The 21,919-nt window shown below is 47.7% G+C and carries 18 protein-coding genes; 1 reads left to right on the top strand and 17 read right to left on the bottom strand.

Annotated elements, in window-relative coordinates:
• Positions 1 to 195: 195 nt before the first annotated feature.
• From OU814_RS29335 to OU814_RS29255, 17 genes are all read right to left on the bottom strand, one after another.
• Positions 196 to 1,341: a hypothetical protein gene (locus OU814_RS29335; RefSeq protein WP_268243028.1), complete on the bottom strand. Its 1,146-nt coding sequence runs from the start codon at positions 1,339 to 1,341 to the stop codon at positions 196 to 198.
• A gap of 438 nt (positions 1,342 to 1,779) precedes the next feature.
• Positions 1,780 to 2,967 carry a glutathionylspermidine synthase family protein gene (locus tag OU814_RS29330; RefSeq protein WP_268243027.1) on the bottom strand — a complete coding sequence of 396 codons (1,188 nt, stop codon included), beginning with the start codon at positions 2,965 to 2,967 and terminating at the stop codon, positions 1,780 to 1,782.
• Positions 2,964 to 4,145 (bottom strand): hypothetical protein, encoded by a 1,182-nt coding sequence (locus OU814_RS29325; RefSeq protein WP_268243026.1) that lies wholly within the window; start codon positions 4,143 to 4,145, stop codon positions 2,964 to 2,966. The genes OU814_RS29330 and OU814_RS29325 overlap by 4 nt, the downstream gene beginning before the upstream one ends.
• Before the next feature lie 414 nt (positions 4,146 to 4,559).
• Complete coding sequence (locus OU814_RS29320) at positions 4,560 to 5,855, bottom strand: hypothetical protein (RefSeq protein ID WP_268243025.1); 1,296 nt, start codon at positions 5,853 to 5,855, stop codon at positions 4,560 to 4,562.
• Between the two features lie 16 nt (positions 5,856 to 5,871).
• On the bottom strand, positions 5,872 to 6,285 hold the full coding sequence (locus OU814_RS29315; protein WP_268243024.1) for a hypothetical protein: 414 nt from the start codon (positions 6,283 to 6,285) through the stop codon (positions 5,872 to 5,874).
• Positions 6,286 to 6,287: 2 nt separating this feature from the next.
• Positions 6,288 to 6,755 (bottom strand): hypothetical protein, encoded by a 468-nt coding sequence (locus tag OU814_RS29310; RefSeq protein WP_268243023.1) that lies wholly within the window; start codon positions 6,753 to 6,755, stop codon positions 6,288 to 6,290.
• An 11-nt stretch (positions 6,756 to 6,766) separates the two neighbouring features.
• Entirely contained in the window at positions 6,767 to 8,581 is a 1,815-nt protein-coding gene (locus OU814_RS29305) for a type IV secretory system conjugative DNA transfer family protein (RefSeq protein ID WP_268243022.1), read from the bottom strand.
• A 9-nt stretch (positions 8,582 to 8,590) separates the two neighbouring features.
• A complete protein-coding gene (locus OU814_RS29300; protein ID WP_268243021.1) occupies positions 8,591 to 9,229 on the bottom strand; it encodes a hypothetical protein in 639 nt (212 codons plus the stop codon).
• Between the two features lie 10 nt (positions 9,230 to 9,239).
• Complete coding sequence (locus OU814_RS29295; RefSeq protein WP_268243020.1) at positions 9,240 to 9,623, bottom strand: hypothetical protein; 384 nt, start codon at positions 9,621 to 9,623, stop codon at positions 9,240 to 9,242.
• A gap of 31 nt (positions 9,624 to 9,654) precedes the next feature.
• Entirely contained in the window at positions 9,655 to 11,970 is a 2,316-nt protein-coding gene (locus tag OU814_RS29290) for a glycoside hydrolase family 19 protein (protein ID WP_268243019.1), read from the bottom strand.
• A 53-nt stretch (positions 11,971 to 12,023) separates the two neighbouring features.
• A complete protein-coding gene (locus OU814_RS29285; protein ID WP_268243018.1) occupies positions 12,024 to 12,791 on the bottom strand; it encodes a hypothetical protein in 768 nt (255 codons plus the stop codon).
• A 16-nt stretch (positions 12,792 to 12,807) separates the two neighbouring features.
• Positions 12,808 to 14,202: a TrbI/VirB10 family protein gene (locus tag OU814_RS29280; RefSeq protein ID WP_268243017.1), complete on the bottom strand. Its 1,395-nt coding sequence runs from the start codon at positions 14,200 to 14,202 to the stop codon at positions 12,808 to 12,810.
• A 22-nt stretch (positions 14,203 to 14,224) separates the two neighbouring features.
• Positions 14,225 to 14,896, bottom strand: a complete 672-nt coding sequence (locus OU814_RS29275; protein WP_017291853.1) for a hypothetical protein — start codon at positions 14,894 to 14,896, stop codon at positions 14,225 to 14,227.
• A 48-nt stretch (positions 14,897 to 14,944) separates the two neighbouring features.
• Entirely contained in the window at positions 14,945 to 16,186 is a 1,242-nt protein-coding gene (locus OU814_RS29270; protein ID WP_268243016.1) for a hypothetical protein, read from the bottom strand.
• Between the two features lies 1 nt (position 16,187).
• Positions 16,188 to 17,057 (bottom strand): hypothetical protein, encoded by an 870-nt coding sequence (locus OU814_RS29265; RefSeq protein ID WP_268243015.1) that lies wholly within the window; start codon positions 17,055 to 17,057, stop codon positions 16,188 to 16,190.
• Between the two features lie 15 nt (positions 17,058 to 17,072).
• Positions 17,073 to 20,183: a hypothetical protein gene (locus OU814_RS29260; RefSeq protein WP_268243014.1), complete on the bottom strand. Its 3,111-nt coding sequence runs from the start codon at positions 20,181 to 20,183 to the stop codon at positions 17,073 to 17,075.
• A 2-nt stretch (positions 20,184 to 20,185) separates the two neighbouring features.
• Complete coding sequence (locus OU814_RS29255) at positions 20,186 to 20,827, bottom strand: hypothetical protein (RefSeq protein ID WP_268243013.1); 642 nt, start codon at positions 20,825 to 20,827, stop codon at positions 20,186 to 20,188.
• Between the two features lie 312 nt (positions 20,828 to 21,139).
• Here OU814_RS29255 and OU814_RS29250 point away from each other — a divergent pair.
• Positions 21,140 to 21,919: hypothetical protein (locus tag OU814_RS29250; RefSeq protein ID WP_268243012.1), on the top strand; the 780-nt coding region annotated here is incomplete at its 3' end.

Here is a 21,919-nt window from a genome sequence, read left to right as displayed (position 1 = left end):
TGAAAGGAGTTCCACGACTCGCGATCGCGTTTCCTCCAACACCTTGGTCTCTAATAGACTTGTTGGGTAATAAGCTCAAAAATCCTTGAAACCTTCTCCTGGTAAGGGTTACAGCGATTTTTTTGTCAAAATCCTTGAAACTCGCTCTGCATAGGCTTTTCAGCGATTTTTCTCGTTATTCCCCAACAGGTCTAATTATGACTTCTCCCTCATCTGAGCATTGGCTGAAGAGCCTATTATGCAACCATTCTGTTCCATTGCCTCGCGGTTACCAGCGGTTAGTTCAACAGCCATCGGAGCCGCAAGCGCAGGAAGCAAGGTATCGCTGCCAGAGCGCCGCAAACCAAGTACATTAGGCTGCTTTGTGTTGAATAGACGCTCTTTACCCATGGATAAATCGGTTCCGATTGTACCTCCGACTGCAACACCAATCTGCAACGTCTGAGGAGCACCGCTCTTCTCCACAATGATGCATGCTTGGCGATCCTTGCGGATCGAAGGGTAAACGTAATAGCGATCGCCTTGTGGCGTCATCCAGCCTCCGACAAAGGGAGCGAGAAATTTGGAGGATTGATTCTGTAGACTTTTGCGCTCCTGAGATTGAGTATAATTGAGTTGCGGTAAAGTTCCTTGGGCATTGAGCATCCGAACTTGCCGATTAAGCAATGCGATATCATTTGCAGAAGGCTGACGCGGACTCGCATTGCCAGAAGGGACGATCGACTCAAGAGACGGAGGTTGCTCTTCCACCTTTGGTCGGCGAAACTCTTCGAGCAGGCGAGAAAGTTCTTGATGGGAGACTGCGGCAGAGTACATGCACACCGTACTTAAACACGTCATGCCATCACCTCGTCGGAAGGCTCCCTTGGGAAGAGAGCGCAAATAAGGAATTGAGCCATTCGTTGGGGTTAGCCAGGTGATGATCAGGGCTTTTCCCTGCTTTGCCAGCTTTTCTAGCCTTTCGCCTCCCTCCCGATTATTATGTCCAATACTGGGAACACCCAAATAGGTTAGGTCTCCGTTTGTATAACTACTATGAGGCTGCAATCCATTCTTAAGAATGTACGCAACATCTAATGAATTATTATCTTGAAAGAACATACAGCCTTCTTGAAAAGCCTTCGGAAGCTCATTAAATGCCAACCAAATTCCGCCGCGCCCGCCGCTGTCTGGTGTTAATTCTTGGCTAGCAGTAGACCAAGTGACACACTTCACCTGATTAGACAGACTAGCCATCTGAGCATCATAGGCAAGATGTGATTGAGCGATCACTTCTCCTGCGGTTCCTAATACGGATATTCCCACACTCAATCCCATTAGCGTTTTAATTCCAGTATTCATCTCCTACTCCTGTTAATGTTTTTGAGATCATGTCAGCTTTTGGTGAATCATTTGTCAGAGCGGAAAGAGCCATCCGCACGACGCATGATTTTGGATCTTCCACATTGAGTTTGCGGACACAAAAAATTAGCTGAAGTTTCGGGGATGCCAGTCCTATCAGTTTGCGACATTTTTTGACGCAGTTCCAGCGCGTTTGAGTACTCAAATACTTAATGCTTAGGATCGTCCTACCCCTACTAAAAGCTAACGTCGAATCCATACTTCACAATTCGGTCAGGGATAACGCACAGAGCCATTTGTGATAGCTCACGTCTCTTCAACACTCATTTTTGACAAATCACAAAATTTTTGACCTATAAAAACTTGCGAATTGGCTCATTGAATTTGTAATAATGCTGTTGCACGACTCTAGGTCGATCAGAACTAAACTACGCTTTACTACGAGTAACAGACAGGCAGAAATTTCGATAGATTACCAATTACCTTATCTCCAACTCTAGCGGAGATCCCTGCTGCCACTCCATTCATCAAGAAGCAGGAAAGTTGAAGCGTTTCATGCTTACCGTTCAACTTAACAGTCGGTAAATCAACGTATTTCTGGTAGACCTTGGGAAAAGCAGCATACTCTGCTGACCCATTGTAAAGAACTGCACCTACTTCTCTCACAATCTCTACTTCTTGCCCCTCACGCCCAAAAGTTGGTTTACCCACATAAGGAATTGAAATCAAATTAGGGGTCATCACCGTCGGTAAGAAGTGTCGATGCACGATCGAAGAGAGTGGATGATCAATCTGATTACTCCATACATCTGTAATTAAAGCAAGCAATGCTTTATTCTGAAGCACAAATGATGAAATTGGGTTGATCAAAGCAACCTTACGCTCGAAGACTAAAGGTTTTAGATAATCCCACAATCTAACTCCAGAAGTAGGATCACAGTCTTCAACCATCCATTCTGTTGGGTAAACTCGGTAAATCAGATCGACAGGTTCGCCTGCCTGATCGTAGATGCCATCTTCATCCATTGAAAGGAACTCGATCGCACAAAAATGAGTGTCATACTCACACAGAGATCGAATATATTCAACTGTGCCAATATCTTCACTTGCTTGAGAAAGTGCTGAGAACACAATGCGACAGCCTTCAGGACGTTTCCCAATGGAATTAGATGCGATCTCAATATAGCGATTCAACTCTCTTCGTAAGATGGACTCAGCCTCAGCGTTGACTCCTTCTCGACCCAAGTGCTGTGCCACTAAATCATTCATCTTGAAAGTTTCTACGACAAATGTTGCAACTTCAGCATTGCATTCCAAGAGGTAAATGCCCTCTTCAGTGACGGCAAAATCGCATCGAGCAATAAAGGGGGGTTGAGTGTTCGTCCGAATCAAATCTAACGTCTCGATCGGGTAGCCGTACGCTAACAGCTTTTCATCATCGAACGTTTTCATTAATTCGCCCGCTTGCACTAGAACGCGCCAAACATCTTCTGCGACTTGTCGAATGGCTTGAATCCGGTCACGCTCGACTGGAAAGACATCAAAGCAGGCGTATTCATCTTCTGTATCGAACCAACTGAAAACATGCCGATACTGCTCATAAAACTGAGATCGATTGAGCGTCATGAACTTGCACCCCCAGATCGAGATGCCCCGAATCCACTAACTCTAGTACTAGAACCACCGCGAGAATGGCCTCGAGCATGAGTGCCATTACTTCGGGTATAGCCCCGAACCCAGGTTCCGCCCGTCCCACTTGTTTCGCTGTTAATCCTGCTGCTTATGCGCTGACGATACCGAGAGTAATAACCTGTTGACGTATTAGAGACTGAAGTAATGGTGATATCACGATCGTCATCAACCATCTCTACTTCTCCAACTTGAGGCTCAGCCTGTGCAATCAGAATCTCTTTGGGATCATCTAAATCCAAACTCACATCGTAGCCGCATAAACTTGTGCTGGTCGAATCAATCCCAGATAGTTGATAGCGATTCTGGCAATTTCTGATTTGAGCGATCGCACTATCTAGTTTAAGAATATTCGCTTGATGCGAATCCACGAGAAGTTGAGCATCAGAATAAGCTGTGGTTGTATCTTTAACTTTATTGAGTTGCTCTAATGACTGTTGCCATTGTTTTCGAGCATCTTGTAATTCTGTAAGTTGGTACGGACGAGTTTGAATACTCTTCTTTGCCTGTTCGACTAATGCCAGGACTGAATCAATATTTTTTAGGGCTTGAAATTCAGATATCCACTGCGTGTCTGCAATTTTGAAATTGGTTCGACAGGCTTCGAGTCCTGCTTTCGCTTGTACGGCAACAAAGGAGTTAGGAGGAATCTTTTCTAGCAGATTGATTGATTGCTGCCACCGATCTCTCGCTTGCTGCCACACCTCTGCGGGGTGTGGTGAGTCTTTAACCATCTCTGCGGCTTCAGTATCGTAATTGAGTGCTGCATTGAGGTCAGCTAAAGCTTGTTCTTCGCGCTGAATACGACCATTAACCGCATCAAATAGAGGACGAAGCTTGCCAAGATCCGCCTTTGCTCGTTCTGCCTCAAAACCTGGAAAGTTAGGAATAGCTTCTAAGACTGAAATGGTTCCTTGAAGCTTCTTTTGCGAATGCTTTAGAGTCTCTAGGTTCGGTGCTTGATTGGGATCGCCAACCTCACTGAGAAGAGAGGCAACTCGGCCTAACGCTTGTTGCTGGCTTGTATAGGCTTGAGCCAATTTAATACCGTGGGAAATCCCAAACCAACCGAGAAGGGCAGTTGCCGCGACAATGACAAGTTGCTTCAGTTTCATGGACAAGATGAGTCTCTGAATGAATGTGAACGGGCACTATATCAAGCACAGTCAATAAAATGCTTGTTCGCTTGCGTTAGAGTTCCCTACTCTGTGCTTAATCTATAGGCGACGTAAATTTCTCAGTTCCCCGTTTTCTAAACAGAACGGAGAACATTACCAAAGAGATGAACTGAGAGATCAAGTGTCACAACACGCAAGAAACCCGCGTCATTCCTATTATTCTACGACCCTGCGACTGGACATCTGCCCCCTTTGGTAAGCTTCAGGCTCTTCCGATCACGCAGGGTGCAGGTGCAAAAGCGGTTACGACTTGGAGCAATCTGGACGAGGCGGTCTCTGCGATCGCACTGGATATCCTCAAAGCCGTAGAAGAAATTCGAGCCAAGGAACTCTCTTAGAAAGACCATTAGGTTACAGTTGCGGGGAGATTGATCGAGTCTGCTTTGAGGTTTGTGGATTTTCTTTTGCCTGAACCTGTTGAAGCACTTGATAACTTGCGCGACCGACCACCAGTTCCGCATATTGCTCTGCCGCTTGAGATCCTTGCTGTGCTTCAATTTTCTGGTATTGAGGATTAGATCGCAGCATTTGAATCACGTCCTTTACTGGAATGCGATCGCTTAACGCCTGCCGCGCTGCCTGCATCGTAACTTGACTGGGTGATCCCTGAATTCCTTGCGTGTATTGATTCCAGAGATCTGCAGGAGTTTGATGAATAGCCGCTGTTTGAGTTGAATTTTGCCCAGTTTCTCGCCCTGACACAGCAATGTAATTTCTGTCAATTACGTAACGTTGATCTCGCTTTGAGTCGTAGGATATTGAGCCATCTGCTTGCGTTTCGCCGACTAGCTTTACTGCCTGCCGTAATCCAACTTCCATCGATCGAACCATTGGCTCTGCGATCGCTCGTTTAACCGCTTGCGTCCAGGACTGCAAATTCTGTTCTGTTGTTGCAACCCACCGTGCTGGAGTCGATTGAACCGACTGCAATTGACGGTTCAACTGTTGAATACGGTTTTCTAGCTGCTCGATTTGCGATCGCAATCGTTCAAGGTCAGTTTGAGAAGCAGAATGAGAGATCGAAGTGGCTGGCTGGCTCACTTCTTGTGTGTGATGATTTGAACCATTCCTCGAAGTTGGTTGAGACTGTTCTGAAGTGGCGAGTGATCGAGAAAGATGACCATTTGTTTGCGAGTTTGGCAACAGAGTAGAGGGTATTTTAGCTGCTGAACCTGCCTTAGCCTTGTTTTCGGTGTTATTTGTTGCCTTCGTTGTTTCGGCAGCGTGAGGATTGGGAGATGTTGATCGCTCTTGTGCTGCCAATCCCAACAAATCAGTCTTAACTTCTCCAGCCTGAATACGGTAAACTTCGCGATCGCCAATCAGAATTTTGACGGTTCCTCGAATGCTCTCTGGACGTTCTAATGCTGCCTGCAAGAGTGCAAGGTGTTCTGGCTCCATACGATCAACCCGAGGCGCTTCTCCGGTTACTGCCTCAAATAGGCGATGATTCCCATGTCGGATGACGATCGGGGCGTAAGTATCAAGATAGCCAGCAATCACCGCTGAGTGGCGAATTCGTTGCAATAGTTGGGTGAAATTTGTCTGCTGGTCAGGCGTAAGACGCGGAACTTCGATTGTGGGAACGGTTTGAACTGGATGTTCAAGAACGGTGATTGGCGTGGCAGAATTTGAGTTTCCAGACATGATGATTTTTCCAGAACTATGCAACTGCATGAATAAAAGATGCTGCCAACTGCGCCGCATCTAGTAGCACCTCTGGCAGAACAACTCGCCCTGATAAGCGATCGAGAACAATCTGAGAGCCGATTTGAATAAATGCCCATTGCCCATCAACTTCAATTTGAATGACATCACAGGTCGCGTCATCGATCGGCAGTTGAACTCCTGTGAGATGTCCTTGCTCGATCGTTAGATCAGGAGTATCTGTGCCGTCATCATCGCTGTAGTACACTTCGATCAAATTTGGCAAATAGCCGACCGGAAGTTCAGGATAATGCCAAGCAGATGCAACTTCGTAAATTGTGTTGGGGTAGCGATCGCACATTACAGCAATTTCTGCTGGAAGCGTTTGCTCGATAAATTGATGTTGAGTTGGAGTGAGGGTATGAACCATGATTACCTTTGTGGAGGGTTTTGAGACGGTTGCCGTTGTATTGTTCGTTCAGCAGATGACATTCCTGAGTGCTGCCGATACTGATTTGCTTCGGCTCGTTGAATGATCAGCGAAATGTAGGTTTGAGCCGCCGCAGAACCTTGATTTTGTGCGATCGTTTGAACTTGCGGAGAATTAGTCAGCATTCGTTGCACGATCGCAGGAGAATGGTGATTCAGGGCGCGTTGTGAAGCACCTAAATCGATTTGAATGCGAGATCCCTGGAGTCCGCGTTGATAGTAGTCATAAGGTAAGGCAACAGTGCGATCAGGAGACGTGATTTCAATTTTCAGCGATCGCGGTTGATTCCGCAGTCTTGCATACGCCTCAACTCCATCGCGGAGAAGTTGTGTTCCCGCTTGCGCCATCTCAACCCCAACGTTTTGAGCGTCGCTGTGAATGGAAGATAAATCATCGGATGATAATGGCATAACTCCTCCGGCTACCAATTGTTAGCAAGTTCTTCAAACGTCGTGCTTTCAAACTTTTCGATTGGATCAACTGACGAATCGCTCTCTAGCATTGGCAGCAAAATTTGATCCACAAATTCAAATCGCTCTCTTAGCTGTGATTTCATGGCTTCAGGTGTCCAGTTTGTCTGAGTGCGAGTAACGCGATCAACCAGTCGTTGCCGTACTTTCGTGTCCCACTTTTCTTCGCTCCACTGTTGAGCTGCATCATCGCATTTTGGAATTTTCACGTCTAGGCAAAAGGGAATCGCCGCTTCACCGGAACCTTGATACGCTGGATTCACAAACACACATTTTCCGCGTGGCAGAGTGAGCAGGAATCGTGCCTCAAACAAAGGACGCTTATGATACTGCTCGGATTGAGATGTACCTGAGCTTTTGCCCTGATTGCGGCTTCTCGCTCGAATGATCACTTCTTCTTCGCCAAAGTACTTGGAGTAGCGTTGAGCGCTTTCCTCATGCTGTGGATTGAAGATAAACTGCGTGGCACAAGCTGCGAGAATGCTTTGAGTCATTTCTTTGCCGTATTTATTCTCCAACTGTGCATAGTTCTGATAGCCCAAAATCAGCGCAAGTCCGTTTTCGCGGTATTCGTTTGCCCACTGCACGATCGCTTGCAGATACAGCGTTGGAAATTCATCCATTGCCAGAATTAGCGGCTCCTTACGGCGCTCAGAAAGATTGCGAACAACTAATAGATTGAGAATCGTCGCGACGATCGGTGCAACGACATCACGAGTGCGTTGATCTAACTGAAAGACAATCAATCGTTTCCCAACCAGATCGAGCGGTAGCGTTGTTTTCCCACAAAGGCAAGTCAAAAACTTCTTATCAATTAAAGGTGCAAAGGTCGCGACGGCTGTACTGATAATTCCGCCGCCTGTTTGTTCTGCATGAGCAACCGAAGTCAATGCTGTTGCACTAATTGATGCCCAAACATCTAATTCTCCATGAGTTTGAGCATCTAGCATTCGACGAGCTAAATCAGGACAGCTTAGAATCGCCCATACCATTGTCAAATCTTGGTAAGGTGTTCCTTTTGCCAGCATTAACACTGCCTGTACCAGTAAATCTCCAGCCTGCTTGAAATACTCATCTTGCTTACCAGAAGCTTCTCCAGCTTTTGAGTTACGATTCATCGTAATCGCGAACTGTTTTGCCATCGTGGAGTCCACTTCATCTTCTAAAAAGTCAAGCGGGTTGCAAACTGAGCTATAGTCAAATCCTGGCGCAAAGACTGCGACTTCGTAGCCTTTGGTAACGGCATAAGCAACGTGCCGCCGGAGTTGTTCACCTTTGTAGTCGTAGATCATTGTGGGGAATCCTTGATCTAAAGACGATCGAATTAATGGATCGATCGACGCATAGCTTTTCCCCTTTCCGGGTCCACCGCAAACGGTAATTCCTTCATTCGCATTAGGAACATACAGCGTTGGAAGTTGTCCCATTAGAGTTGTTAGTTGTGCTGCGAGTCCACGATTGCGAGGTGTGCCTACATAAAGTGTCACGCGATTATGCTGGCGTTTCCACATTTGTTGTTCTGCGCGTCGTGTGGCAGCTAGTTTTTCCCATACTCCTGCTTTACGTCCGAAGACAAGGTGCTTTTTCCGTCCACCGATCGCCATTAGAAGTGCCAGAACAAGACACCCAAATAGTAGCCCTCCACTGTCCCATCGAAGTAGGGGAGCTAACCCATTCAGAGCATCTTGAGTCAGCGATCGTGGCTGTGCTGTAGTCGCTTGTGAAGGTGTTGAATCATTAGTTTTGGGACTTGGTTGAGTTGGCATAAGGTCAAATCAAGGTGATGAGTTGATGGCAGAGTTTGCCATTTCGATCAAGGCTTGGCGATCGCCCTTTTTCAAGCTGACCGTGTAGCGGTAGCCAGATTGCTCCCAAATGACTTTGGCATCGCTGTAATTTGCACCCAGTACCCAAGGAACAAAGAAGCCTTGAATGCCTTTTTCAAGTTGGACTGCTCCGAAGGCATCTGGAGATCGCGCAATTGGACGAAAGGCTGGATCATTCAAAAATGCATATTCTAACTTGACAGCAGGCGTATTCGGCAGCAGCTTTTCGGCACTGATGAATCCATTACGGCAGTAGTTTGCACGACAGTCGGAACTTGTCGTGAATGCCACTTGATAGCCTTGCTTGGAAGCATTCCATAAGACAGTATAAATGGGAGATTTAAGGGGAATTCGGGGCGGTAAACGGAGCGGCACTCCAGTTTGGCGTAATGCGTTCAGTATAGATTCAAAAATGGATGAGGTTGATTGCAGTTGTGCAATCTCAAGCGGAATTTGAGCCGGGAACAGCAAGGGGCTTGCCTGAACAGCTTCAGAGGATACTGCCCAAATTAGAAGTATCAAAATTGTACAACTGATCGATCTCCAAATCTGTTTTCGAGTTCGTTGATAGGTGTGAAGTAATTGCATGGCTAGTTCTTTACTCTGATGGTAATGTTTTCCAATCGGGAATAATCTGATCAAGCAACTGAATCGCAACGGATTCTGGCACACCGAACTTGATCACTCCTCGTAATCCGATCCAGTCGTCGCGCCGCGTTACTACTTGCCATTTGCGATTCCGTTCAATCAAAATTGCCCATCCTCCCGTCGGTCCCCAAGTCCAAGTCGCCATCGCATAGGGTGGAAGAACAGCTACTTTTGTGACTTGTCCGACTCCGAACTGTGACCTTGCTTTACTCGGATAGTCCATATTCTTTTGTAAGGCTTGTTGAACTGCCTGCACAACGGGTGATGCGATCGTGGACTGAGTTTGAGCAAAAACAGGAGTCACAAGAATACTCCAGGCGATGAGAGTTGCCAAAAAAGTTGCAATCCACGGCTGAAAATGCAGTTTATTTAACCCGGTAAATGCCTTCACTTGCACCTCCATAAAATCCATCAAAATTGCGATCAGACTGCCAACTAAACTGTTTTCGGCTGCTCGAATTCGACATCACCCGATTGCAGCCTTGATCGATGCAAATGCCGACGTGCTGCATATCGTGGGCAATGACAATATCTCCGGGTTCTGCCTGGGCAGGATTGACACGCTGCCCTCGCCCTGACTCTAATATCGCAACCATGTTGGGTACAGAATCGCCATCGATCGAGGGAATTCCTGCTTTTGCTAAAACTCGATTGACTTCCCAGGCACAAGCAACATTACCGCCTCCTGGTCCAGCTGCTGTACTTTCTCCAACTGAACGACTCGCAGCTTGAGCAATCTTTTGAGCCGTTGCACCTTTTGCTTTGGGCGCACAGCTTTGTCCTGGTTTCTCTGCTAGTGCTGAAATATTGGTTCCACGAATTGCCTCATAGTAGCGTTGAGCGTATTGAGCAATTTCGCCAGCGCGATCGCCATCATTCACGATTTGTCGCGCTCCAGAGAAGTTTGTCGAACCACCGCGAATATAGCTGCCTAATCCAACGCCTGTAAACCAGCCCTCACGCATTCCAATCACCATCACTTTCGATGCAATATCAGGGCGGTTTGCGAGTTGCGGCTGATTCACTAAATCCACTCCGATCGCTTTTCCTGCGCGATCATAGTTCTCAAGATGGGTTAATTGCACCAGTCCGCGCCCACAATAGTTCCCACAGGCTCCAGAACGAGAATAATCGTCATCTTCATCGCGAGGATTAAAGTTCACTTCCGCTTGTGCGGTTGCTAGGATGTAAGCCACTTGCGCTGGGTCGGTCACGCCGTAACGTTTCGCATCTGCAAGTACCAGTGGAATGACTTTCTGAGCATAAGGACGATCGCTCGATGGAGCCGCCGCGATCGCACGATTTACAGCTTCACCACTTACAGTACCGCCTCCACAATCATCGAATGCGCCACCCGGATTTGCGATCGCGTTGTACTGACCTTCGATCGTACTCACCTGATTCTGAAACTCAGACGGAATTTTGACAGCTGGAGCATTCTTGCCAGCAATGATGACCAACCCTTTTTCTTGGACTGGAATCCAAGGAACCGGACCAATGAAGTAAGGCGTACAGCCTAAATCGACAATGCCATGCATACAAGCTCGCAAATACAAGCCAAAATCTGCCTGTCCTTTTGCTTCATTTGCCTTGGTCATCACCACCTTGAAAGCAGAACCGTAAACGAGCCTTCCAGTCGGTTCCCATCCTCCATTTACTTTCGCTAAAAAGCCATAGCCACCTTTTACGCGCTGGGTTGCTCCGGATGCCCAACGTTTTCCATGCATTGCGCCTGTTTGTCCGGTCAGGTCACTGAGTTCCACATAAGAGCAGGGCTTTCCCGCTTCACAAGCAACTGGGGCCGTTGCCCCGGTTTTTAGAGCGCTTCCGGTGACAAAAGAGTTGGCGGTCACTTTCGGATCGCCATGTTCGGCAGCACTCCAAACGACATCTGCGATCGCTGCGATTCCAACTCCACTCGCAGGCGCTTGAGGAAACTGGCTAAAGGGAACCTGATTCAGCCCTGGTACTTGTTCGACAAAGCTACGCTGCCATCCTTTGAACTGTGACAACGATGTAGAGGTCAGGTTTGGAATCGAATTGAGTGAATATCGAGTGAGATCGAGATTTTTACCTAATGGCGTTGCAGCAAAGGTAGGAACATGCTCAACGATTTGCGCTAAGGTGTTTGTTCCCAATGCTCCACTACCTTGCTTAGTCCACAGATCTTGCAGGGGTTTGATTTGGTTAAGTGGAAGTTCTGCGATCGCAGGAATCGCTTCGACTAATGACTTTGGAGTTTGCCATTGACTCATACCAAAATCATTGAGATTGAGCGTGTCGATCGCATTCTGACTCAGTTGAGAAATCTGTTGTAGATTGAATTTTTCTAAGTGAAACGCATCTTGAACATCGCCCAACATGACAAACTGATCGGGTGTCTGACCTGCTGACCAAGTGCGCGACGGATCATAACCTAGCTGCTTCACTGAATTGGCAGGCATCTTGATCCAGCCTGGTTCTTGAATCGCAGGCAACGTCCTAAATTGAATGTGGTTCCAGTCTGGTCCCTTCGCGGTTTGTGTGCCCATCGTGTAGGACAAAGTGGACACCGAAGGGGAAGCCTCAAACGCTTGTACAGATTTGCGGGACATCCAAGAAACTGAACCGAGCATGATCAGCACAAGGCTGACGATGAAAAGTAAAGCGACAAGCAATCGGTAGAGACTACGCAGTGACATAACTTCGTGCGTATCTAATAACGCGATGAAAAAAGATTTGAATGTTTGAAAAATCAGAGCTTGGATAGCTCCTGAAAGTAAGTGCTTGAAGAAAGGCTGTCTGCCCATTCTTGTGTTGATAGCTGTTCTACGATCGCAGCTGGCTCGCGCAGAGATCGCAGTTCTTCAGGCTCAGATAGTTCGCGCCCAATAGCCGACTGACGAACTGATGCAATTTGCGGAAGAGGCGCGATCACTGGAACTGGAGCTTTTACAGTAGATTTAGTAGTCTCTGAGGACTCGAACAATTGCGACGAAGGCTCTGGAGCGTTCGCCATTGATAGCGATTGATTTGCGATCGGGCGCACTGCGATCGTGGTGTATTTGGGTTCTCGTGTGACTGGACGTACTCGAAATTGATAGAGTTTTCGCCCCTCAGATCCTTCTGTAATCAGCGTTAGTAATGTTCCATTTGCATTGCTGCGAGGCAGGTCAGGAAACTGAATCGGGCGAATTTGCCGCAAGTGAACGACGCTTGCACCTTGGTCGCTGTCACATTCTTGTCCTTGAGAAATCGTTTGACACAGCGTTCCATCGAAGCTCAACGTAATGCGGGAGGGATCATCGATCCAAGCTTTTTTGACGAGTTCACCTGTCTGAATAAAACTGATGTTGAGTCCAACTCCCGGTGAAACATCCAAACTGATTGCTTCTCCAACGATGCCTTGTGCTTGGTCGCTTGATACATTCCGAACAACGGTAGCATTTGCAATTTGAACTAAAAAGACGCTCGGAACGCAAAGCATGAGCGCACTGCTCAACGCCTTTTGAATGGGTTGCATACTATCCTCTCACTGCTTAAAGACTGACTAACTGATTCACAAACACTTGAACTGAAGTTCCTTGACCTAGAACAAAAATCGAGGATTGATTATTTGCTGCTTGATGAGACTGTTGAGCGCGATCGAGTTGACTTTTCAGCAACGACTGAGTAATGCCCTCAATCACACCAGCCGCCAAATTTGGATTGCTGTTAGTTGTTGTTGACTGAATACCACCTGTACCGCTCGTCACGATTTGACTTTGGGGCTGATTGATTAGCCCTGCCGCTCGTGATGCGCCCGAAAGCAAAGCTGCTCCTAAGTCCGTGCCGAAATGACTAGCGCGATCGCGCGATGCCTGTAGCGGTTTTCCTCCACTTCCCAGAATTAGAACGGCGTGTTCAGGAAGAGATTTTTCAACATTGCGACCGTTTTCGGACACGATCGCTGAAGTTGCTTCTAGTTGAGCAAGTCCCGAATTCGTGGCGTTAGTCACCTTCACCACTAATGCAGCACCGCTCGGTAGCACGATCGCTCCATCGGCTGACTTAATCGGTTCCTGCAATCGCACCAAGAAATTCTGAACGGGGTTATTGATTGCTTCTGTCCAAGCGATCGGAGTTTCTAGCGTTCCTTGGGCGCGAGTCCCGATCGCAATTTGGGCAGTTGGAGTTGATTCAAACGTTGCTGTGACTGGAGGTGTAGTTGCAGGGGTAGTTGAGCCTGGTGGTGGTAATCCAACTCCTCCAGAAACATCATCAACGCTGATGCTGGCGTTTGCAGTATTGCTCTTCACTGCAACTGAACCATAGTTTCCGATGTCTGCGGCACTCAGCCATGCTTGCATTGGATCTCGCGCAGGCTTAGAGGCTGCTGGAGTCGAGACGACTCGCACGACTTGTGGTGCAGAAGAAGTTCGGGTTGAGCTTCTAGCAGGAACTTGCGGAGCAATTGCAGCAGAGCGAGTAGGCTGAACAACTGCGGGTGAAGCAGAGCGGATAATGGGTGCTTTTGCAACTGGTGGGGTAGCTCTAGCTTGAGGAGTCTTCTTTGCTTGCTGCTGAAGCTGATTTGCTTGAGACTGAAGCGCCAAACGGGTTCGCAGGTTTCCAGCGTCTTCAGTTGGAGCCGTGGGAGTTGGGGTTAGAGAAGGAGTAGGAGTGGAGTTTTGGGCAACCTGCTGCGGACGATTGCCGCCGACCATGCTGACTAATCCCCAAAGTCCCAATGTCGCTGGAATTGATACTGCCACAATTCGCGGCATTGGACGCGACCAAAACGGGCGCTCTTGATCGACGAATTGGGGCGCAATGTGATCCTCTGCGTCGAGCAATCCAACGTCCGCACTAGAAGTCACTTCGGACGAGATGACTTTTGTTTCTACGGGATCTGGCTCCCAACCTGCTGCTTTAGCAATTTCCTGACGATCCATGTTTCAAGTCCTCTTCAGCCGATTAGCTCGGCAAATCCTGTATTTCATCAATCTCTAAGCCAGCCAGCCGCAAGTCGAAGATCAACTTTTGAACATCATTGGCTTGCTCAGGCAGTGGGTTGATGACGACTGGAATTGCTCTAATGAAAATTCGCTTGTTGAAGGTGAATAGCAATCTCCCTGGAGCAGTTGGGTTATCAAACAGTAGAACATTACTGACTAAATCTATGACCCATCGCCCAGTTCCTGCTGATTGCGGTTTTGATAAGTTGATGATTTCAGCTGTCGTAGTTGCTTGTCCATTCAGCACTGAGAATGGAATGAGTTGTGAGAGCATCTGCAAGAATTTCAAACGAAAATTCTCTTGTTCAGATAGTAAAAACGATGTTTTCCAAGTCACAGAAGGAACTTTTCGTCCATTGCCAATTTCTTTGCCAGCATCTAGCGCACCTTGGTCTGGTTTTAATCGCCAACTTAAGGTTGCGATCGCCCAATTTTTAACCACTGTTTCGATCGCATCCGCACTCCGAAAATCATGCGGCATTGCTGTTTGCTGAATCATTCGTCCCCCTTCAAGCTGAACCGCCGCTGGAATGGGACGATTGGCAAGACGACTCACTTGAAATCCGCCGTAAAACACAAGCAACGTCAATAGTAGGTGTAGCCCCAAAGTCACTAAGACAAACAAGGGCATGATTGCTGAGGAATGGAATCTAGCTTTGTGGAAAGGTAACTGCATAGCTTATAAAAATCGACCAATTAAACTCACAAACGATGATGCGATAGAGGTTCCAATCTGAATGCCAGCCTGTGCGAGTTGTGCTCCTGTGCTAGACATTCCTCGAATCGCAGCTAAGGCTCCACCTGTTGCCAATGAAAACGCAATCACAGGCGCGAAAAAGCCAAGAAGAAAAGCAAAACTCAAATCACTGAAACTGGTTAATTGCGCTCCTGCGATCACGGCTGCCATCACCCCTAGTAGTAGGGCGTAATAGATTTTCATCAATCCAATTGAGAAAAATGTGATCAGCCACACCCAGATCGGTTTGAGGCGCTCGATCGGCAAAACTGAGGTCGCTAACATAATTGGACCAATCAGCGCATTCAACCATTCGCCTGCTTCCATCAGGTTGCTGAATATCCACTGCATCGCGTAGAGAATATATTTGAGGTTATCGTTAACAACCGTACCTACTCCAAAATCCACCAAGTTATTGATGAAGGAGGTAAAGTCTGCATTGATGCCATTTTGGTTAACCTCCCTGCCAAGGCTATCAAATGCTCGTTGAAAGGCTTCTCCTGCTGATGAAAATAGCCTTGCAAGTCCAGCACACCCGCCACCACAGTAAGCAGACTCATACTTCTGCTGAATGGCGGGTAATTGTTGTTGAACGGATCGATAACAGTCGAGCTTGGCATAGACCTGTTTTTGATCTTGCGACAATTGACTTCGATCGGCTGGTGGATCAAGGGAAGGAATGGCAACATCCGGGGCGCGGAGGTTATCGCACTGGGCGAGAAGTGTTTTGACTTCATCTTTGGCTTGATCGGTTGCTAAACGATCGTTGAGAACAGTTTGCGCCTGCACTCCAGCAATTTGAACTTGCATAATGCCACTCTGCCAGGAATGAAGCAGGTTATGAATGCCCAAGCTGAACTCTGCTAGGCGCTGTCCATGATTTCCGAGAAAAATCAGGACTGCAACTAGCCACAGCACTTTAGGTAATGCTCCTAAAGCTGTTCCACTTCCAGACATTTCGTGTGCCCATCGCGTGAGCCAAAACACCGAAGCAATCACGGCAATGACCGTTGCAATGTAGCTAATTTGGTAATACGAACTCGTTGGATTCGTCTGTGAGAATGTGCTTTGCCAAACAGTCTGCCAGTACTGAGCGGTGTTTTGAAGCTGATTGAGGCTGCCCTGAAGCTTGTCAACACCGCCTTGAGCCGCTAGAAATGTTGTCGAAGTTGTCCAGATCGTCATGTTACGGGGTCGTTGCGTAAAGTCCGGGAATGTAAACCATTGATCCAGCCTGACCTAGTACTGCCGCCTGTCGCGCTTGCTCACTTTGCTGAGTTTGATTCAGTTGCCCAACGCCTGAATCAATGCTTCCAAGCTGTAAGTTTGTCGCGGCTTGACCGATTTCAAGCTGAGTGAGCTGAGTCGAAAGATGTCCTTCGAGTTGAGCGGAGATCGCTTGCTGCTGGGAGACGCTTTTGAGAACATCCTGGGTCACAGTTTTACTTTGTGCTTCAGTAGCCATTTGCCCACTGCGCTGGATGTATTGTGCGATCGCGCTCTGCTGTGCCATCAGTTTTTCCTGTCCTGCTTTACTCAATACCGATGCAGTAATTGCTTGAGCAATTCCTCGATTTACCGATTGAGTAATGCTGCCAAGATCGCGAATCGAACCTGATGAGGTTGGATTGCTCCCGGATGCTGTAGTTGTACTACCCGGCATATCTCCAACGCGCTCAGACCAAACAGCATCTTGAGTCGCTTCAGGATCAGGGAGTCCTAATTCTCCTAGAACACCATCTAGGCTTCCAAGAAGTCCTCTTAGGTTGCCAGAAGCAATCAAGCTGTATAAGCTCTGCAACTGCTGAAGATACTGATTGATTTCTGAGAGCGTCCCATTAATTTGATTAACGGTTCCTTGCACTGGAACGCCTGCTGCTCCCAAAGCTCCACCAACTTGATTTACAGTGTTCTGAACGCCCCCTAGATCAAGTGCGATCGCTGAACCCGTAGCGATCGTAATTCCTAAACTTCCTCCTACACCAATCATTAAGACTCGGCGAAATCGCTTCCAAGACCGAATCGGATGCTGCTGAGATAGTTTGAGTTGAATCATGAGAATGCTCCTTTATCAATCTGTTCCAGTCAAAAGTAACTGTGGCTGAATTTCGTTCATGGGCAAGCCTTTACGTCTTGCTGCTGTGTAAAGTTGAGAGAAGGCTGCAACGCCATCACATAGGTCGTTGTAGGACTTCATGACCCGCGATCGCGCTTCCTGTTCTTCCATGTTGTTGGCGGTGAGCGCAAGTAATACTGCACTGGGGTAGAAGCCAACCTCGGTATATATGCCGTCCTTGCAAATAATCCAGTGAGATCGCAGTTCTCGCGATGATGGTTCAAAGCTAGAAGTCGCGCACTGAGCAATTACTTCACGGTCATAGCCCAACAAGTCCACGAATGAATCAACAGCACTCGGTTTGATGTAGCCAATGAGCGTTGTCGTAATCGTTTCAACAATTTGCTTACCTGCTGCGGATTGGTAAATTGTTGAGACGGTTTGGGCTGAGATAATGGTGCGAACGCCCCACTTCAAACCATTGGCGCAGAGTTGCCCGACAATTCGAGCGATCGCAGGAAACTCAAATAGAATGGGACTCTCATCAATGATGAATGCCGAAGCTGGGCTTTCGAGGGCGCGTCTGAGTAAAGCAGAGTAGCCAGATAATGCTAACACTGCTGCATCTTGCCGACTGCGTAAGCCTCGCAGCGCGAAGATGAGTAGCGAGACATCAGATTGAAAAGAACTTGGACGGGCGATCGCTCGACCTAATCCACTCTTCAGACAGCCACGTAGCTGTTCTAGGATTTGCCCCGCTGCCTCTCGAATCACAGTAGAAACAGTAAGTTCATTCTGCTGTAAGTGAGCTTTGAGCCAATCGTTGGCAAAGTCCAGATAATCCCAGAGGGTAGGAGTTTTTTCCCAAGCTGCGGTTCCGAAGCCTGCTGCGATCGCGTTATCGTATCGCGTTTTAATTTCAGGAATGGTATGGAAATCTTGCAGCGATTGAGCCACTAAGGTTCTCACGGATTTTTCCATAAAAGAATCATCGGTGTCGCCCATGACGATGACAACAATCGCATCGATTTGAAAATCTACGATCGCATCTTGGCGCTCCTTGGCGTTCGGAACATTCCGCAAGTCCGGCATCTCGATCAGATTGTTCGCGCAAGTGCCAGTGTCGTTGTAGGCAACCTTAGCTCCTAAACGCTGCAAAATTGCAGTCAAGTCAGAAAATGAACTGGTTCCATCAGTCGGGCGCGGAAAATCAAATCCTACGACTGGAATTCCACGCAGGTAAAAGCCCATCATCAATTCTGCCAGCAACACGCTTTTGCCACCGCGCGTCGTCGCGTAAAATGCCAGGTGCATCAGTATTGTGAATGGATCAATGTGAACCGGAGTTCCACCTTCGAGTGTGAGAAATTCCAACCCTCGCGGATCACCTGTCTGTGGTGCAACTAAGGGTAAAAGTCCAGAGGCTTCATCACTGAGATAGTAATCTTGACGATCGTAAGGTTTAGTCAGCAAGCCATCCCACACATACGGCAGCGATTGAAGCCAGAGATTTTCTGTAATTTCGTAAGCTCGCTCTGAATCCGAAGTCGCTAGGCAGTCCGTGAGGTAGCTGAAATCTTGCTCTAGGGCAGCTGGATTATTCCGGTAGAGCCAAATGCCCGAAGCAACAGTCACGACCATAGAGCCGCGTTCTAGGGCTTGTCGTGCTGCGATCGCTTCATTCACTTTCATATCAGAAGCAACATCAACTGTTTTGCCTCCCAACGCCCGCATCGAGAGTTCTTTTGAGTTGCGCGTTAGTCGCTCTAGATTAAATTTTTGCAGCCCACGATTTGAGGTCGAAAGTTCGGTGACAACTTTGAGATCTCGCAGTCGGTTCCGGGCGATCGGTTCCCAGAGGTAGCGCACCTGCCCTCGCGCGGACGGAAAAGCTGAGGGTTTACCAAGCTGCATAAAGCCTGCGTACTTTCGTTTGCGGGGAATGTAAATCCATTCTCTTGCAGCGATCGGAACTGCACTTTCTGCCTTTTCTCCTCGTAGTAAAATGCTAGTCGCATGAACGGCGCTTGCCACTTCACACCGCAAGCCTTTTTCATCCAGAATCAGGAGTTGTGGAATTGGAGGAGTCGCTTGAGTGTGTAGTTCAGCATAATCTGATGCCCATAGTTCCTCTGCGGTTAAAGGCTCGACGTTTAGCCCCATCAGCGTTGTCAGAATCGACTCTAGACGCAGGAAGCCTTCCGTAAATGCGAGATGCACCATTTTTTGCAGTCGCGTCGCGTCTGCTTGCTCTTTTTCGCCTGCAAACCATTCAGTGAAGCTGGCAAACGATCGCAAGAGCTGAGTCGTTAAATCGCGATCGCTCTGGGTCTGCTGAGTCGTTGTAACGGTGTAAGTTCCCAGAATCCGAATGCGCTTGATTTGGCGTAGACCGCGCTGATATAGCTCCCGCGATCGCACCTTCTGACTATAGATCAACAGTTCAGCTAAACGATTGACTTGGGTTCCTAGCAATGAATCGAGTTCAGTTTGTCGATCGCGATCGTCAGCAAATGAACAGTATTCAAATGTTAACCGCTCACCAGGCGGCAGTTCTTTCAGCGCAGCTTCCAGACGCTGTAGAATTGCCTCTGCTTGTGCTTCAGAGAGCGTTGCATGAATGCCTGTTGTCCGAAATCCAAAGACGAATCGCAATTCTTGGCCGCTGCTCTGCTTCCCTTGCCGTCGCTCTAGTAGCTCGAATCCAACTTGAAGATTTTGCAGATTGATCTGCCCATAGCAAACTAAATGCAACATATCCTCGAGTGGTTGAAATAGCTGAGTTGTACCAGAATGTCTGACCCGACGCTTGCCCAGTTTTGGACGCTGTGGCAATGGAGAATGTTTTTGCCATTGACATCGCACCTTTCCAACTCCCCACTGTCGCGGCGCATGGAATTTCTCTAAAAATTTCCATTCTTTCTGCCCCGTCAGTGACCAAAACACAATGCAAGGCAAGAACGCAAGGAGTAGAAATTGCGCCAGAGTCAAATTGAACAACTGCCACAGCAAGGTTGCAGCAAGGATAAAGCCAACCCAGAAGGGCAGTTGATTTGCGGGTAGGTATCCAATGCTCGGCTGTTTCCCCACCAATCGATTCACAGCACGAGGTTTAGGAGATTGCATCTTTAACCACCTGTTGTTGGAGTCGCTGTTGTTCCAGTGCCCATAAACAATCGAATGATGATGCCTGCTGCCACGACGACGACCAATGCTAGAGCAACAGGAGTAAACGCCGTCCGGAATTCGGCTCCTTGACCGACTTGGTAAACGGCAACCCCGATCGCAATCACAAAGACAACCACGAGCGCAGCTTGGATCAGTCCAAACAGCGTGCAGACATCACCTCCACCTCCGCCAGTCGCCCCCAAAGCAGTACTGAAGAACTGTGCGAGTGGTCCAAATAATCCACCGCCACATTGAGCAGCAGTTGGAGCAGCTTGAGCTAGAACTAACGGAGCCGCAATTACAACAACTCCACTGACACAAACACCTGCTAGCGCATACTGCATCGGCTTAGAAACGCGCTGCATTCGGTGTGTGAGTTGTGGAATCAATGAAAATAGAAAGGTCAATCCAAACAGAATCAGAAATGCTGTGAGCGTTGAATCTCTTAGAATTCGGTCTTCTAGAAACAACGTCAGTCCTAAACCGACGGGTAAAAAGGAATCCCAATGTTCACGAATAAACGATCCCTCATCAAGCCGAAAAAATTGCACAAATCGATGTTTCAAGTCCAACCGGGACTTTGACTGCACGATACGAGTCATTGCTAAAACTCCAAGTGTGAGGCTTTCCTCACAGCGCAAATTGCTAAAACTTTATGAGTCTGTTAGCAAGGCAATCACGGCTCTTGCGACTTAGCTCTGTTGATCGCTCAAGGCAGTCACGGCTCTTGTAATCGCGATCGACATCTATCTGTATGAATAACAATACTCTAAGTTCTTCAAGACCAAAATCAAAAGCGCTAAAACGTTAAAAAGCTTGATTGATCTAAGCTAAGAGAGAAATCGAACAAATTTCGTTTCTGGAAAGCGTTATTTAATAGTACAATTGAACGAATTCTGCTCGAAATCCAGCAAATGTCCAAATTTCCGCATGATGATTTTGCAAAAGCTTATTTAGCTGAGCTACTAAATACGATCGGCAAAGCACGTCCCAATCGTCCCCTCAAAGCTGAGAGTCGTGCGGCTGATCTTTGGTTTGAGTTGAATCCTCAATTGGAAGCACAACGATCGCAACTGGGATTATTAGGACGATTGCTCACACGCAATGGACTTATCGAGGTGTTTCGGAATGCGGCAACCGCGATCGAAATCCGCGCCTGCCAGGGAAAATTGATTTCTGCCGAAGGAGAATCACTCCGAAAGGCAAAGCGACGGAATCAGCGACTTACTGAGGCGGAATTACCGTATCTATGGTTGCTGATGCCTACTGCTTCGGCTGAGATTCGTCAGGGATTTTCAGTTGTGGAGACTGACGCAGCAGGAGTATATGAGTTTCCGAGCCTACAGCGAATTAAATTGATCGTGGTGCATCAGCTAGAGAAGACTGAGGAGACATTATGGTTGCGATTACTCGGTCGCGAAAACGAGCAAGAACGAGCGATTCAGGAGTTCGCCCAGATACCTGCTGAACTTCCGCTATATAATAGTATTGGAGATTTATTAGCCGATTATCGTACCATTTTAGAGACTCGTGGCAAGCTGACATCTGAAGAGGAGGAACTAATCATGAAGCTATCTGCGGCTTATCTTAAACGAGTAGAAGAGTGGAAGCGTGAGGGCAAACAAGAAGGCAGACAAGAAGGCAGACAAGAGACAGTCTCTGAGATGGCGCTCAATATGTTGCAAGAAGGCATT

Source organism: Leptolyngbya sp. GGD (genome assembly GCF_026735145.1).
Classification (GTDB): domain Bacteria; phylum Cyanobacteriota; class Cyanobacteriia; order Leptolyngbyales; family Leptolyngbyaceae; genus Leptolyngbya; species Leptolyngbya boryana.
Note: the sequence above shows the minus strand (reverse complement) of the source record. Positions and strands in the feature narration are given on the sequence as shown.

Bases quoted from the DNA above. Each gene is read 5' to 3' on its own strand.
- OU814_RS29270 (WP_268243016.1), bottom strand. From the start codon at position 16,186: ATGACGATCTGGACAACTTCGACAACATTTCTAGCGGCTCAAGGCGGT.
- OU814_RS29255 (WP_268243013.1), bottom strand. From the start codon at position 20,827: ATGACTCGTATCGTGCAGTCAAAGTCCCGGTTGGACTTGAAACATCGA.
- OU814_RS29320 (WP_268243025.1), bottom strand. From the start codon at position 5,855: ATGTCTGGAAACTCAAATTCTGCCACGCCAATCACCGTTCTTGAACAT.
- OU814_RS29335 (WP_268243028.1), bottom strand. From the start codon at position 1,341: ATGAATACTGGAATTAAAACGCTAATGGGATTGAGTGTGGGAATATCC.
- OU814_RS29260 (WP_268243014.1), bottom strand. From the start codon at position 20,183: ATGCAATCTCCTAAACCTCGTGCTGTGAATCGATTGGTGGGGAAACAG.
- OU814_RS29300 (WP_268243021.1), bottom strand. From the start codon at position 9,229: ATGCAATTACTTCACACCTATCAACGAACTCGAAAACAGATTTGGAGA.
- OU814_RS29305 (WP_268243022.1), bottom strand. From the start codon at position 8,581: ATGCCAACTCAACCAAGTCCCAAAACTAATGATTCAACACCTTCACAA.
- OU814_RS29325 (WP_268243026.1), bottom strand. From the start codon at position 4,145: ATGAAACTGAAGCAACTTGTCATTGTCGCGGCAACTGCCCTTCTCGGT.
- OU814_RS29310 (WP_268243023.1), bottom strand. From the start codon at position 6,755: ATGCCATTATCATCCGATGATTTATCTTCCATTCACAGCGACGCTCAA.
- OU814_RS29290 (WP_268243019.1), bottom strand. From the start codon at position 11,970: ATGTCACTGCGTAGTCTCTACCGATTGCTTGTCGCTTTACTTTTCATC.
- OU814_RS29315 (WP_268243024.1), bottom strand. From the start codon at position 6,285: ATGGTTCATACCCTCACTCCAACTCAACATCAATTTATCGAGCAAACG.
- OU814_RS29280 (WP_268243017.1), bottom strand. From the start codon at position 14,202: ATGGATCGTCAGGAAATTGCTAAAGCAGCAGGTTGGGAGCCAGATCCC.
- OU814_RS29285 (WP_268243018.1), bottom strand. From the start codon at position 12,791: ATGCAACCCATTCAAAAGGCGTTGAGCAGTGCGCTCATGCTTTGCGTT.
- OU814_RS29275 (WP_017291853.1), bottom strand. From the start codon at position 14,896: ATGCCCTTGTTTGTCTTAGTGACTTTGGGGCTACACCTACTATTGACG.
- OU814_RS29265 (WP_268243015.1), bottom strand. From the start codon at position 17,057: ATGATTCAACTCAAACTATCTCAGCAGCATCCGATTCGGTCTTGGAAG.
- OU814_RS29330 (WP_268243027.1), bottom strand. From the start codon at position 2,967: ATGACGCTCAATCGATCTCAGTTTTATGAGCAGTATCGGCATGTTTTC.